The following is a 15,248-nucleotide window of genomic DNA, read 5'->3' on the forward strand; positions in this document are numbered from 1 at the left end:
CACTTATAAACAACTTATTAAAAATGCTTAATGCACTCTTGCAAACTATTAAAAAAGATAGTAAAGTACCTTACCTTTGCCCAAAATTTAAAATACTATGGCAAGCACCTACGCATTTAGCAAAAGACATATTGGTATTTCAGCAGAAGAAAAAGATTTAATGCTCAAAAAAATAGGTGTTTCGTCTTTAGATGAACTGATAGACCAAACCATTCCTTCCAATATTCGTTCCAAAGGAATAAACTTGCCTAAAGCTCTTACCGAATTTGAATATTTAAACGAAATAAAAACCATTTCTAAAAAAAATAAAGTATTTAAAAGCTATATAGGCATGGGATACTACGGCACTATTACACCTGCCGTAATTAGAAGAAATGTATTTGAAAACCCGGGGTGGTACACACAATACACGCCTTACCAAGCAGAAATAGCACAAGGTCGTTTAGAATCTTTGTTAAATTTTCAAACCGTAATAAGCGATTTAACCGCTTTGCCCATAGCCAATGCTTCTTTATTAGATGATGCTACCGCAGCCGCAGAAACTATGAATATGTTTTTTGGAGCTTTTAATAAAAGAACTATTACTGCTACTAAGTTTTTTGTAGATGAATATACTTTCCCTCAAATAATTGATATTTTACAAACAAGAGCCAATCCCTTAAACATAGAAATAGTTATTGGCAATTTTAAAAATATAGAATTTGATGACACCTATTTTGGAGCTTTAGTTCAATATCCAAATAGCGAAGGAAAAATAGAAGATTATACCTCTTTTACTCAAAAAGCTAAAGAAAAAGGAATTTATGTGGGTGTAGTGGCAGATATTTTAAGTTTAGCCATACTAACACCTCCCGGAGAATGGGGAGCAGACTGTGTTATAGGAAACACTCAGCGTTTTGGTGTGCCTATGGGTTTTGGTGGTCCACATGCGGCATATATGGCTACTACCGAAGATTTTAAACGTATAATTCCGGGTAGAATAATAGGTATTTCTACTGATAGATTAGAGAAACCCGCCTACCGTATGGCTTTGCAAACCAGAGAGCAACATATAAGAAGAGAAAAAGCAACATCTAATATTTGTACCGCACAAGCTTTGCTGGCTAATATGGCGGCCATGTATGCCGTACACCATGGCTACGAAGGCATAAAAGAAGTAGCTTCTAATATTAGTAAACTTAGTGTTAAGCTGGCTGAAAAATTAAGTAATCTCGGTTTTAACATAAAACACCATTCCTTTTTTGACACCATAGTAGTAGAAACTACAGAAGCCGAAAACATTAAACTTTTTGCAGAAAAGCAACATATCAATTTCTTTTACAGAGAAAATGAAGTTCAAATTTCTTTAGACGAAACCACTTCTATAGAAGATGTAAACCATATTGCTATAATTTTTGAAAAATTTGCAAAAGGAAATTCAAATGCTAATACTTCTTTTGGTATTTCCACAACCTTGCAAAGAACGTCAAAATACTTACAACACGAAGTATTTAAAATATACAGAAGCGAAACGGAGTTAATGCGATATATTAAGCATTTAGAGAATAAAGATTTATCGCTTACTCATTCTATGATTCCTTTGGGTTCTTGCACTATGAAATTAAATGCAGCTGCCGAGTTAGAGCCTGTATCGTGGGATGCTTTTGCCAATATACACCCTTTTGCTCCCACTGAACAAACCTTGGGTTACCAACAAATTATAAAAGAGTTAGAATCATTTTTAAGCGAAATAACAGGTTTCCATAGCACTTCAGTTCAGCCAAATAGTGGTGCTCAGGGAGAATTTGCCGGTTTACTGCTTATTCAAGCCTACCACCAAAGCCAAGGCGATAAACACCGAAATATTGTTTTAATTCCAGAATCGGCACATGGCACTAATCCGGCTTCGGCAGTTATGGCGGGATGCCAAGTAGTGGTAGTAAAATGTGATACTTACGGCAATATAGATAAAGAAGATTTGCAGCAAAAAGCAGAAGAACATAAAAACAATTTATCTTCTTTAATGATAACCTACCCTTCTACACATGGAGTTTTTGAGCATCATATAAAAGAGATAATAGAAATAGTACACGCCAATGGAGGTCAAGTGTATATGGACGGTGCCAATATGAATGCCCAAGTGGGTTTTACCAGTCCTGGAGAAATAGGTGCTGATGTATGCCACTTAAATTTACATAAAACTTTTGCCATACCGCATGGTGGCGGTGGCCCGGGAGTAGGACCAATATGCTGTGCAGCACATTTATCGCCATTTTTGCCAAGCAATGCACTTGTGAAAACTGGCGGTAGCAAAGCTACTCATGGTGTTGCGGCAGCACCTTATGGTAGTGCATCTATTTTGCTTATTTCTTATGCTTATATAAAAATGTTAGGAGCAGAAGGTTTAACAGAAGCTACTCAATACGCTATTTTAAATGCCAATTATATTAAAGCCGTTTTAGAGCAATATTTTGAAGTACTTTATACCGGAAAAGAACATGGCAAAGTAGCTCACGAACTTATTTTAGATTTTAGACCATACAAACACAGCTTAAAAATAGAAGTAGAAGATGTAGCAAAACGATTAATGGACTATGGTTTTCATGCTCCTACGGTTTCTTTTCCTGTGGCGGGTACTTTAATGATAGAACCAACCGAAAGTGAAGGGTTAAAAGAGCTAAACCGTTTTTGTGATGCTATGATTTCTATAAAAACAGAAATAGATGCCATAGCTAATGGCGATTTAGATGCAGATGATAATCCATTAAAAAATGCACCGCACACTATGCAAGAAGTTTGTGCTACAGAGTGGACTCATAAATATGATAGAGAAACGGCCGCTTTTCCGTGTGCATACACAAAAAGTAATAAGTTTTGGCCTACTGTTTCAAGGGTTAACAACTCCGTAGGCGATAGAAATTTAATCTGCACTTGCCCTCCTGTAAGCGAATATGCTGTTTAGTTTGCGTTATTAATCAAAATGGGATAAACGAATTCCACAAATCGTCATTGCCGCGAAGGCGGTAATCCCTTGCAATAGAACTGTGCTACGTAATATTGGGATGCCTTTCTTCAAAGGCATGACGTGCTATATAGAAAAAAACCTCCCACAAATCGTCATTACCGCGGAGGCGGTAATCCCTTGCAATAAAACTGTGCTACGTAACATTGGGATGCCTTTCTTCAAAGGCATGACGTGCTATTTCTCTTTTTGTTTGGGATACCTGCATTCGCAGGCATGACGTGAAAGAGGTATCGGTATAACGCACTACGTGGAAGAAAAATATCCAAAAAAACACAAGCAAACAAAAGATTTATGGAATGTCATTTTTTATGACAAAGACATGACAAAATAAGCTTTATTTAGATTGTTTTTAAATAAGAAAAGTGTGACCTTTGTGCAAGAATTTAAAACAGCACTTTTTTATGAGAAAACAATTATTTTTTTGGTTTATTTTATTTATAGGTTTCTATTCGCTTTCTGCACAAGTTGTTGAAGATAGTGTGATAATGGGACCAAATTACACAAATGACGTTTTTTATAGTTTATCATCTGGCAATACTACTGAAGTAGGGGGTGCAGATTGGACAGTAGCTTTTTATAATGAATCTATTTCGGCAGCTATTATGATAAATAGTGGTAGAGGCGTTAAACTTTATAGAGTTTCTGATGATATTTCTACTTTTTCTGACGTATTAGATACTGCAAATTTGTCAAATTGGGATGAACTATATGATGATTATTCAACATGGAGTGAGTTTTCTGCCTTTGAAGATATGTCAACTACATCTTCAAGTAATTATGGCTGGGGCGAATATAATTCTGCCAACCACCAAGTAACAGCTTCTAGAATTTTTGTTATTCAAACCGTAAATGGCGATTTTTACAAAGTAATGGTTGTAAGTAAAATAACCGGAACTTTTACATATAGATATGCTACTTTAGATAATTCAATAGATACAACACTTACCATTACACCCGCAGATTATTTGAATACAAACTATGCATATTTAAACATGGATAATCATACTTTGTTAAACTTAGAGCCCAACAATACTACTTGGGATTTAGTATTTAAAAAATACAATGCCCAATACAGTCCTACGGTTCATTATCCTGTAACAGGCGTACTAAACAATTTTGGTGTAGAAATAGCGAAAGTTGAAAACTTACCCAATAGCGAAGCAAGCTATGACGGATTAGTATTATCACCAGATAGAAATACCATAGGCTGGGATTGGAAATCATTTAATAATACTACCTACACTTATGATTTAACAGACTCACTAACTTACTTTGTAAAAACTATAGACAATAAAATTTATAAACTATATTTTACCGAATTTGCAGGAGGTAGTACAGGAGTAATTAAATTTAATAAAGAAGAAATAGCGCAAGACACTACTAATATTAACGATATAAACAGCATAGTTAACTACACTATTTATCCTAACCCCACAAAAGGGCAAATAGAATTAGTTTTAGACTTAAATGCTAATGAAAATCTACAAATTGCGGTTTCAGATATGTTTGGAAGAACTGTTTATCAATCTAATTCTATTAATGCAAATGCAGGATTAAACGCTTATAGATTAGATTTAAGCAATAACACAGCTGGAGTATATTTAATACAGTTATCAAACGGAAAAAATATTACAACTCAAAAAGTAATATTAAACAAATAAATGAACAAGCCAAGTAGTAGTTTATTTTATACAATAGTTTTCATTTTGGGCATTGTTAATTACAGCAATGCCCAAAACTATATAAATATATACGATGCTGCTACATTAGAGCCATTAGCTTATGCTAATATAAAACTAACAGAACTTTCTACTCATAGCATTAAATATACTACTACCGATGAAAGAGGAAAATTTGAAATACCTTTTACTACAAAAACATTAGTAGAAGCCAGCTATATAGGCTATAATAAAGTTAGAAAAGAAATAATGCCCGGACAAGAAGCTATTATTTACGCTTTTGCCAATGAACAGGAAATAGATGAAGTAGTAGTAACAGGAAGTGCTAAAGAAACCACAATAGATAAAAGCGTTTATAATGTAAATGTTATAACCGCAGAAACCCTAAACAAAAGAGCGGCAAACAACTTAGCAGAAGCACTGCAAAATGAACTAAACATACAAATAAAACAAGATGGCGTTTTGGGTTCTCAAATAGAAATGCAGGGCATGGGTGGCTACAATGTAAAAGTAATGATAGACGGTGTACCCGTAATAGGAAGAATGGACGGTAATATTGATTTAAGCCAAATTAATATGAATAATATTGAAAGAATAGAAGTAGTAGAAGGTCCATTATCTGCTATGTATGGCACTAATGCTATAGCAGGCGTTATAAATTTAATAACTAAACAAAATCAAAAAAACACTGTAGAAGGTGCAGCTAAATTTTATTACGAAAGTAACGGTACTTATAATGTAGATGGCAATGTGGGTTTCAAAAAGAAAAATCACTATATCAGTTTAAATGCAGGCAGGTATTTTTTTGACGGCTGGAATCCAACAAAAGACTACGACAGAGATGTACTTTGGAATCCTAAAGAACAATATTTTGGCGGTATAAACTATACTTATAGAACAAAAAAAGATTGGTTTCATAGATTTAAAACCAATTATTTTCAAGATAAAATACTTAATCGTTATGACCCGGCAGGGCAACTACCCATTGCTTTTGATGATTGGTACAAAACTAAACGCTTTGATTTTACTTATGCCACAAACGGAAAAATAGGCAAAAACTTAACTTTAAATAGTGTAAATGCCTATAACCTTTTTAATAGAATAAAAAATAGATACAGAAAAAATTTAAACACTTTAGAGTCGGAGCTGGTGCAAGACACAGAAGGAGAAGACAACCAAGACACTACCAGCCTAAACCAATGGATGACAAGAACGGCTTTGTATTGGGATAATCCAGAAAAAATAATAAGTGTACAAGGCGGAATAGATATAAATGTAGAAAATGGAAAAGGTGGAAGATTTACTGAAGAAAACGGTTCTTCCATTACTATGGTAGATGCTTCCTTTTTTGTTAGTTTAGATATTCACCCAATAAAAAAAGTGAGTATAGTACCCGCATTGCGATACGGCTACAACAATATGTATGTTAAACTCCCCACTCCATCTTTACAATTTAAGTATGATGTTTCGGAAAATAGTGCTTTCAGATTAAACTATGGCATGGGATATAGAACGCCCGATTTAAAAGAAATGTACTTAGTATTTAATGATGCTAACCACAATATTTTTGGTAATAAAGATTTAAAAGCAGAAAACTCTCATAATTTTTCAACTTCCTATAATTACCAAAACTCTTTTAACAAGCATGGACTTAAAGTTGGAGCTAAATTTTTCTACAACCATAAGTATAACGCCATAGTACTTACTCCAGACGCAAACTTAGTGTATAAGTACGTTAATATTGCCCAAAATACCTCATTAGGCGTACAGCTTGACAACAAATATACTTTTAAAGGCTTAACTGTAGGAGTTGGCTTTTCTTACACCGGCTTAACTAACGATTTATATCCGAAGGATAACAGTTTAAAGAAATATTACTTTTATCCTCAAATGCAAACCAATGTAAGTTATGATTTTAAAAAAATAAACTTAAGTTTAAACTTGTTTAATAAATGGATGGGAAAAAGATACGACTATCAGCTAAATGAAAATGATGAAGCTGTACAAATTCAAACCCAATCTTATGATTTAATGGATTTTACGGTACAAAAAGGTTTTTGGAAAAATAGAATAGGCATTACCGCTGGAATTAAAAACATACTAAATGTTACCAATATTTTAGGTAGCCAAACAAGCGGTGCTCACTCATCGGCTAATAATTCTTCGCAAATAGGAACAGGAAGAACATATTTTGTAGGTTTAAAAATATCAAGTAAAAATTGAAAAAATTAATTTATTCCATATCGCTACTAATAGTTTTATCATCTTGTTTTAAAGAAGAAGATGCCAGAAATATTCAGTTTTCTAACTATGATGTGGTAGAGATAGGAGCACAATATCAAAATCAAATTTATTATAGTTTATCTAATGCTAAAATTGTAACTACTAACGATTATAAAATATGGGACATAGGTTTTTATAGTGGTTCAGATAAAAGCTTTATAAGACTTAACGGTGCGTGCAATTACTACGTAATTAAAACAGGAAGTACCGATTTTGATGCCAATTATGATATAGAAAGCTACCCCGAAAATGAAAGACGCTTTGATGGCATGTGGCATTTAACCGACAATTTAGCCATAGATGAAATAATAGAGCAAGAAGATGATGAAGATACGCTTTATACCGATAAGATAGTTTATTTAATTAGTGCCGGCACCGATGCTAACGGAAATGCTATAAAAGAACCTAAAAAATTTATTTTTGAAGGAATAATTGAAGATAGTTATATCATTAAATATGCAAATTTAGACGGCTCTAACGCTGTAAGAAAAATTATACCCAGAGATAAAAATCTTACCCTAACAGCTTATTCATTTTTAGAGCAAACTATTGTGAATGTAGAACCAGACAAAACAACTTGGGATTTATTGTTTAGCAGAGCTACAGATACCGTTTTTTCTACTACCAACCCAACAACTGTAGATCCTATAGCAGGATATGCCGTTACTGGTACGTATTTAAACCCATACAGCACTGAAGCCTATATAGAAGATGAAATAGGATATGATGATATAAACAGTAGTAATATCAAAAATGGAGAATTTACAGACAGGTTAGACATTATAGGACACGAATGGAAAATATTTACAACTCAATACACCATTGACGAAACTAAAAGTTATGTTATAAAAGACCAAAACGGCTTTATATACAAACTGCGTTTTTTAGGTTTTTATAATGAAGAAACAGGACAAAAAGGCTATCCAAGTTTTCAAGTAGAGTTAGTGGAATAAAAAAAAGGAGCTCTAAGCTCCTTTTTTTATTCATTATGTTTTTCAAATACTACTTCACTATAAAAGTAGAGGTATTAATATTGTTGCCTTTATCTATAAGCTTAATAATATAAACCCCCGATTTGTAATTTTTAGTTTCTATTTTAATATTAGTATTATTATTTACAGAAGTTTGGTAAACCTCCTTACCTAAAACATTATAAACTTTAATGGTTTTAACATTGTGATTATAAGGCAAATCAATATTTACCATATCTACAGCAGGGTTAGGATAAAGTTTAAAGTTTAAGTTTGCAATTTCGTTAATAGCAGTAGCTTCTACTAATGAGTCAACTTTAAAATAATAATCATAATGTTTTTGAGAACCAGAAACCCCATCTAATTCTATAGTAATAGGAATATAGCCAAACCCAGCCGTTCCGTTTGGAAGAAACTGAGGTTTCAAGTAAAGCGTATCGCCAACCTCTGCTATCATTGTATCTCCAGATTTAAAAGAAAGTTGATAACATGCTCCTCCTGCTCTAACATCTTCACACAAATTTACGCCCCACCCTGAGGTGCTTGTAAATCCAGTAGCATCCCAAACAATTTTTACTTGAGATGGACTATTATGATACAAATAAATTTTCTTTTCAATAGCAAATGTATCGCTTGGTGCTGAAGCTATATGAGTAGAGTCATAATTCGCTCCCCCAACAATAAATACTTCTTGTGCATTTATTTCAAAAACAAAAGCAATTATTGGTACAATTAATAAAAATTTAAGTAATTTTTTTTTCATGATTTTAGATTTATACATGCCAAATATAATAGAATTGAGGATAAAATTTAACAATTAGTTAATTTTTTCCTCGTTTGAGTTAATTTTTTTTAAAAAAATGATAAATTTGGCAACACAAAAAATAAAACTGATGAAAAAAATTTACCTAATTCTAATTGTTTTTTTAACAATTTCTTTTGCAAAAACTAATGCTGCTACAGGAACAATAGACCTTTCGGGCAGGATATTAGTTGACATTAATGGCGATACCTTTGATTTGGAACAAATACAAAGTGAAGGATATACCATAATATTTGATTTTTGGGCTACATGGTGTGGTCCATGCCTAGCTTCAACTCCATCATTAGATGAAATATGGCAAGCTCATGGTCCCGGTGGAGATAAAACTTTTATGGTATTTTCAATAGAAATAGACAACTCTACTACTAATGAACAGGCTATAATTAATCAGTATAACATAAACAATCCTGTATTTTTAGGAGAAAATAATCAAACTGTCAGAGCCAGCCATTTTGCTTATGGAGGTTCTATCCCTTATTTTGTCGTAGTTTGTCCTGACGGAGCATGGGAAGATAATGAAGGAGCTGTATTTAGCCCAAATACACTATTAAACAAAGCTGTTTGCTTTGATGATGACGCTAAAGTGAATAGTTCAAAAGAAGGAAGTAATTGTCCAAGTAGTTCTTGGTTGCCTGAATTAACTTTAAAAAATGTTGGAAGAACTACATTAACTGCTGCTTCTGTTGAAATAATGGTAGATGGAGATGTACACGAAATAGTAGATTGGAACGGAACAATGCAGTCTGGAGGACAAGAAGTTTTAACTGGAACAGTACCTGTAGAATATAAAGGAGTTGGAATACAAGATATTAGTTATAATATCATTTCAGTTAACTCTGGTATAGATGGAAATGTTAAAAACGATACTTTAAGAAGAACTAAAAGCTTTAATATTTCAAGTACATTAGACATTAGTTTAGAATTAATTATTGATGACTACCCAGAAGAAATGGGATATGAAGTTACCACTTTAAATAGTGCTATTGTTTCATCTGCTTCTGCCGGCACATACAATAATGCTAACTCAAACCCTGTTATTGATATTACTTTACCTACAGTTGAAGAATGTTACAAAGTAAAATTGACAGACTCTTATGGCGATGGTTCGGGTGGATTTATAGTAAAAGATAGTAGTGGTACCGAGTTAATTATGAATACTGAATCATTTACTACTGAATTAGAAAGTGAGTTATACACTAGCTTTGATACTGACGGAGACGGGTATGTTGATGTAGTTGAAGATTTGAATGGTTCCGATAAAAATGACGAAACAAGTACTCCTTTAACTATAATGAGTATTTTAGATGTAGATAATGTTTCAGCATTTAATGTATATCCTAACCCTGCCAATACATCCTTTAATGTAGCGTTAGAATTAGTAAATGATAAGAATGCTACCATAACAATAACAGATTTATTAGGAAGAGAAATTACACGCAAAGATGTAATAGATGCAACTACTGTATTTAATACTAAAACATTAAATAGTGGAATTTACTTTGTTAACGTTTTATCTGAAGGCAAGGTAATTGCTAATTCTAAATTAATTATTAAATAACCACCTCCTCACAATTTTAAAAAAAAGGCTACCGCACGGTAGCCTTTTTTTATGTCCTATATTTCATACAGCTGTTTATAACAAATACTAAGCTTACTTTTTTATGGTTAATAATATTGTCAATTTAGTAGATTAATTAAAATTATGGCAAAAAAGGTAAAGAATACAAAAAGTACAAGCAAAACAGTCTTTTATAAAAATCCTAAGTTTCAAAAAGTATTGGGACTTGTGCTTATTCTGTTTGCTTTTTTACTTTTTGTTTCATTTCTATCTCACATTTTTACAGCCAATGCCGATGAAGTATTGGTAGAAGAAACCATTATTGACGATTTTGGCAATGAAACAACTATAGTAAACGAAAAAAATGCCTTAGGCAAATTAGGCGTTATTCTATCCAACTTTTTTGTGAAAAATATGTTTGGTATTCCCGCATTTTTCATCACATTTTTATTGACAGTTTATGGTGCTAATTTGTTGTTTAGCGTAAAACAATTTAAATGGAAAAAAATAACCTACCACAGTGTTTTTTTAATGTTCTATTTATCCGCATTATTTGAATTTGTTAGAGCCATTTTATTCCCCAACAGCTTTTTTCACCCCGGTGGATATGTGGGCTACTACTTAGCCGGAGCTAAAGGTTGGCTGGTAAATAATTTAAAATTTATTGGAACAGCAGCCGTTTTGTTGGTGTTTGGCTTATCATATTTAGTCATAACTTTTGATATAAGTTTTGATAAAATTCTCCTACTTTTTAAATCAAAAAAGAAAAAAGGAAATGCTACTTCAAATAATTTAGAGGAAGAAGGCGATGTGCCTATTTCTATGAATGAAAGTATTTTTGAGAAAGATAAAATTGATAGTCAGACTACCAATATTGATGAATTTTTAGATGATGACGATAATTTTGATGATGAAGAAGACGAAGAAGGCTCTGTAGATTTTGTAATTAAAGAAAAAGATGAAGAAGGGTTTGAAAAAGTAAATAAAGAAATTTATGACACCAATAACCAAACTAATGACACCGATGAAGATTTAGAATTAGACATAGAAGAAGCTGTAGAAGAAGAAGCGGTGCTGAGCGATAACGATAATGTAAAAAGCACCAACTACGACCCCACTTTAGATTTAAGCAACTACAATTACCCACCACTTTCTATTTTAGAAAATCATGGTGGCGATAAAGTAAACATAGACAAAGAAGAACTTGAAAACAATAAAGACCAAATTGTAGAAACTTTAAGAAATTATAAAATTGAAATATCTAAAATAAAAGCCACTGTAGGTCCTACAGTTACGCTTTACGAAATTATACCTGCACCGGGCATCAGAATTTCTAAAATTAAAAACTTAGAAGATGATATAGCTTTAAGTTTAGCCGCTTTAGGTATTAGAATTATAGCTCCCATACCCGGCAAAGGAACTATAGGTATAGAAGTGCCAAATGCCAATAAAGAGGTGGTTTCTATAAAATCAATTTTATCGTCAGAAAAGTTTAAAAACACTAAGTTTGATTTACCTATTGCCTTAGGAAAAAATATAGCCAACGAAATTTTTATTACCGACCTTACCAAAATGCCCCACTTACTTATGGCGGGTGCCACGGGGCAAGGTAAATCTGTAGGTATAAATGCTATTTTGGTTTCATTACTGTATAAAAAACATCCTTCGCAACTAAAATTTGTGCTGGTTGACCCTAAAAAAGTGGAGCTATCCATATACAATGCCATTGAAAAACACTTTTTAGCCATACTTCCGGGCGAAGAAGAAGCCATTATTACTGATGTGCAAAAAGTGGTGGCTACGCTTAATGCTTTGTGTATAGAAATGGACGACCGCTACAACTTACTAAAGGATGCCAAAGCAAGAAACCTAAAAGAGTATAACGAAAAATTTATAAAGCGAAAGCTTAATCCTAATAACGGACACAAATTTTTGCCATACATTGTATTAGTTATAGATGAATTTGCCGATTTAATAATGACCGCAGGCAAAGAAGTTGAAACGCCTATTGCTCGTTTGGCTCAGTTGGCACGTGCCATAGGTATTCATTTAATTTTAGCTACACAAAGACCATCTGTAAACATTATAACGGGAGTTATTAAAGCCAATTTCCCTGCCCGAATTTCGTTTAAAGTTTCTTCTAAAATAGACTCAAGAACTATTTTAGATACGGGAGGAGCAGACCAGTTAATAGGTCGTGGAGATATGTTGTTTTCGCAGGGGAGCGAATTGGTGCGTTTGCAATGTGCTTTTATAGATACTCCGGAAGTAGAGGAATTAGTAAACTTTATAAGCAGTCAGCAGGGCTACCCAAGAGTTTTTGAGCTACCAGAATATATAGACCCCAACGCTAACGATGGCGGAGGCGGAAATTACTCTGATGATGAAAGAGATGAACTATTTGAAGAAGCAGCTCGTTTAATAGTTGATAATCAAGTGGGTAGCACTTCTATGATTCAAAGAAAATTAAAACTGGGATATAACCGAGCAGGACGAATTATGGATCAATTAGAAGATGCCGGAATTGTAGGGCCAAATTTAGGAAGTAAACCAAGAGATGTTTATTGTAAAACTCAAACAGAATTGGAACAATATTTGAGTTAGCTAATATCAAAGTTAGAATTGGGTTTTATTAATTGCGTTTTATGAAAAAATTGTTTAGTATTTTATTTCTTGTTTTGGGGCTTAGCACAATGGCTCAAGATAGTAATGTTGTAGATCCTGAAGCGGATAAAATTTTAAGTGAATTATCGGCTAAATACAAAAATTATAAGTCTGCCGAAATGAATGTGGCTTTAACCATAGATTTACCGGATGTTGACGATAATCAAGTAATGGATGTAAAAGTTTGGATAAAAGGCGATAAATTTAAAATAGAGCTTAAAGATCAAGTTTTTATTTCTGACAATAAGACACTTTGGAACTACATGAAAGAGTACAATGAAGTGCAAATAAATAATTATGAAGAAAGTGATGCTATTTTTTCTCCCTCTGTAATATTTAATCTTTATAAAGCAGATTATATATATAGAATGAAAGAAAACTATAAAAACAGTGCCGGTGCTTTAATAAAAGTAATAGAATTAGCTCCTATTAATAAAGACCAAAATTTCTTTAAAATAGATTTAGCCGTAGATAGCAAAAACAGTATAGTAGAAGCCAAAATATACGAACGTTCCGGCACACGATATATCTATAAAATAAACGGCATAAAACCTAACGTAGAACTTTCTGATAGCTTTTTTACTTTTGACCCCTCTAAGTATAAGGATATAGAAGTGATAGATGCAAGGTTTTAAAATTTAACGTCTTTCCATTTTCCTTTGCTGTAATATATTACTGCTTCATCAGTTTTTAAAGGATTTTTAAAATATACATCAAAAGCCAAACCGTCATTAGAAACTTCGGTATAATAATCTTGACTACTAAATGACGTAGCTCCATTGTGATGTTTCCAAAACCAAGTACCCCAATCGCCTATTTCAATATGCAAGTGTGTAGGGCTAAGTACATTTAATTTTATAGAATCTTCTATTTTGTTTACATTCATTTCATAAATCAATTCCGTTTTTTCTCTTACATCAATTCCTTTTTCAAGAAACAAAGACAAAGTATATTCAGAAAAATTGTCTTCCATAGAAGTAAACATACGCACGCCATTTACATTTTCCGGCTGAACTAAAATGTAAATTTTTGATTTATCTTGCCATCTAAAATCATTCATTAAATTATGGGTAATTTCTCCGGAAAGCTCATAATCTTTAATATTTATTGTACAAATTAACACTGTTGCCACAGCAAAAATAGCTATACAAATACGAGCAATAGTTATAGGAAAAACCTTATAAATTATTAATACTAAAAAGCCATAAATAAAAATAGAAGCTAAATAGCCATATCTGTCATTGCCTCCCTGTCCCATTAGTATAAAATAGAGATTTAAAACAGGCAATAATAATATTACACTTAAACCGGAAACTAAAACTAAGTTTTTGACAAAAGATTTTTTTATTAAATCTTTCCAAATAATAAACAAAGTTATTGCCACAAAAAAACCAATGAATACGTAATAATAACTATAAACAAAATTGTAAGCTTTAGTTTTATAAGTAAAATTCCAAGAGTCAAAAAAAGTTATATATCCACTTACAAAACCAAATAAATTGGCAATAATTTGTGCTAAATCAAAATGGGTATGAACATCTGCTCCATAATGCCCAATAAATGAACCTATAACTGCTTTATGTAAAAACAAAAAAGCTATTAAAACAACAAAATATACAATGGGCGTTTTAAAAGTGTTAAACTTAAGTTTAAAATTATTTTGAATTAGATAAATAAAAACAATAGATATAGGAACAACATAAGCTATTTCTAAACTAAACAAAGCTAAAACAAAGAATAGTATAGAAAAAATTAGGCTTTTATTGCTTTTGACAGCTTCATATTTTAAATAAAACCTTAAACAAGAAAAAATAAACAAACCACTAAGTAAATAATGAATAGTAACTTTAGAGACCACTACATCTGTAGCAAGTGGACTTATTAAAAACAATAAAGAAGCAAAAAAAGCAATTTCCTTTTTGCCGTTTTTTGAATTATTTAATAGGCTTTTTATCAGTAAATATCCTTGCACCGCAACTAAAGCATGAAGTACAGCAAACAAAGCATACCAAAGTTTTCCATTAAACCCAAAAAGTTTATACAGCGTATAAAAAGTAACTTGCTCCACCTGATGAAGACCGGGATAACCAAAACATTTTAAAGCATCTATAACACTTCCTTGCTCGTATTTTAAAGCCCAGCCGTTAAAATCAAATACCAAGCCGGCATTGTAGGTATTTTTATATAGAAATAAAGTTATTAAAGCATAAACAAAGAACAATACCATAGCTGTATTATTTGAAATAGTCTTTTTTATGCTATCCAT

Annotated in this window: 9 protein-coding genes; 7 read left to right on the forward strand and 2 right to left on the reverse strand. The window is 32.4% G+C overall.

The annotated features are described in order from the left end of the window. Positions 1–97 precede the first annotated feature (97 nt). From gcvP to H6578_04510, 4 genes are all read left to right on the forward strand, one after another. A complete protein-coding gene (gcvP, locus tag H6578_04495) occupies positions 98–2,941 on the forward strand; it encodes an aminomethyl-transferring glycine dehydrogenase (protein ID MCB9226408.1) in 2,844 nt (947 codons plus the stop codon). Between the two features lie 464 nt (positions 2,942–3,405). Further along, positions 3,406–4,665, forward strand: a complete 1,260-nt coding sequence (locus H6578_04500; protein MCB9226409.1) for a T9SS type A sorting domain-containing protein — start codon at positions 3,406–3,408, stop codon at positions 4,663–4,665. Then, complete coding sequence (locus H6578_04505; GenBank protein ID MCB9226410.1) at positions 4,666–6,906, forward strand: TonB-dependent receptor; 2,241 nt, start codon at positions 4,666–4,668, stop codon at positions 6,904–6,906. Continuing rightward, positions 6,903–7,919, forward strand: a complete 1,017-nt coding sequence (locus H6578_04510) for a hypothetical protein (protein MCB9226411.1) — start codon at positions 6,903–6,905, stop codon at positions 7,917–7,919. The genes H6578_04505 and H6578_04510 overlap by 4 nt, the downstream gene beginning before the upstream one ends. Before the next feature lie 49 nt (positions 7,920–7,968). Here H6578_04510 and H6578_04515 read toward each other — a convergent pair whose 3' ends face one another. Continuing rightward, the gene (locus H6578_04515) at positions 7,969–8,700 is read right to left on the reverse strand and encodes a T9SS type A sorting domain-containing protein (GenBank protein MCB9226412.1); all 732 of its coding nucleotides are present in this window, start codon (positions 8,698–8,700) and stop codon (positions 7,969–7,971) included. A 130-nt stretch (positions 8,701–8,830) separates the two neighbouring features. On the opposite strand from H6578_04515, the gene H6578_04520 reads away from it, so the two are divergent. From H6578_04520 to H6578_04530, 3 genes are all read left to right on the forward strand, one after another. Then, positions 8,831–10,318 carry a T9SS type A sorting domain-containing protein gene (locus H6578_04520; protein MCB9226413.1) on the forward strand — a complete coding sequence of 496 codons (1,488 nt, stop codon included), beginning with the start codon at positions 8,831–8,833 and terminating at the stop codon, positions 10,316–10,318. Positions 10,319–10,462: 144 nt separating this feature from the next. Next, positions 10,463–12,922 carry a DNA translocase FtsK 4TM domain-containing protein gene (locus tag H6578_04525; protein ID MCB9226414.1) on the forward strand — a complete coding sequence of 820 codons (2,460 nt, stop codon included), beginning with the start codon at positions 10,463–10,465 and terminating at the stop codon, positions 12,920–12,922. A 41-nt stretch (positions 12,923–12,963) separates the two neighbouring features. Continuing rightward, positions 12,964–13,617, forward strand: a complete 654-nt coding sequence (locus H6578_04530; protein ID MCB9226415.1) for an outer membrane lipoprotein carrier protein LolA — start codon at positions 12,964–12,966, stop codon at positions 13,615–13,617. Here H6578_04530 and H6578_04535 read toward each other — a convergent pair. Beyond that, entirely contained in the window at positions 13,614–15,248 is a 1,635-nt protein-coding gene (locus tag H6578_04535; GenBank protein MCB9226416.1) for a hypothetical protein, read from the reverse strand. The genes H6578_04530 and H6578_04535 overlap by 4 nt on opposite strands.

The sequence above is a fragment of the Chitinophagales bacterium genome, assembly GCA_020635995.1.
Taxonomy (GTDB): domain Bacteria; phylum Bacteroidota; class Bacteroidia; order Chitinophagales; family UBA8649; genus JAFMKE01.

Coding starts and splice junctions, on each gene's coding strand:
- gcvP (MCB9226408.1), top strand. CDS start 98: ATGGCAAGCACCTACGCATTTAGCAAAAGACATATTGGTATTTCAGCA.
- H6578_04500 (MCB9226409.1), top strand. CDS start 3,406: ATGAGAAAACAATTATTTTTTTGGTTTATTTTATTTATAGGTTTCTAT.
- H6578_04505 (MCB9226410.1), top strand. CDS start 4,666: ATGAACAAGCCAAGTAGTAGTTTATTTTATACAATAGTTTTCATTTTG.
- H6578_04515 (MCB9226412.1), bottom strand. CDS start 8,700: ATGAAAAAAAAATTACTTAAATTTTTATTAATTGTACCAATAATTGCT.
- H6578_04520 (MCB9226413.1), top strand. CDS start 8,831: ATGAAAAAAATTTACCTAATTCTAATTGTTTTTTTAACAATTTCTTTT.
- H6578_04525 (MCB9226414.1), top strand. CDS start 10,463: ATGGCAAAAAAGGTAAAGAATACAAAAAGTACAAGCAAAACAGTCTTT.
- H6578_04530 (MCB9226415.1), top strand. CDS start 12,964: ATGAAAAAATTGTTTAGTATTTTATTTCTTGTTTTGGGGCTTAGCACA.
- H6578_04535 (MCB9226416.1), bottom strand. CDS start 15,248: ATGGATAGCATAAAAAAGACTATTTCAAATAATACAGCTATGGTATTG.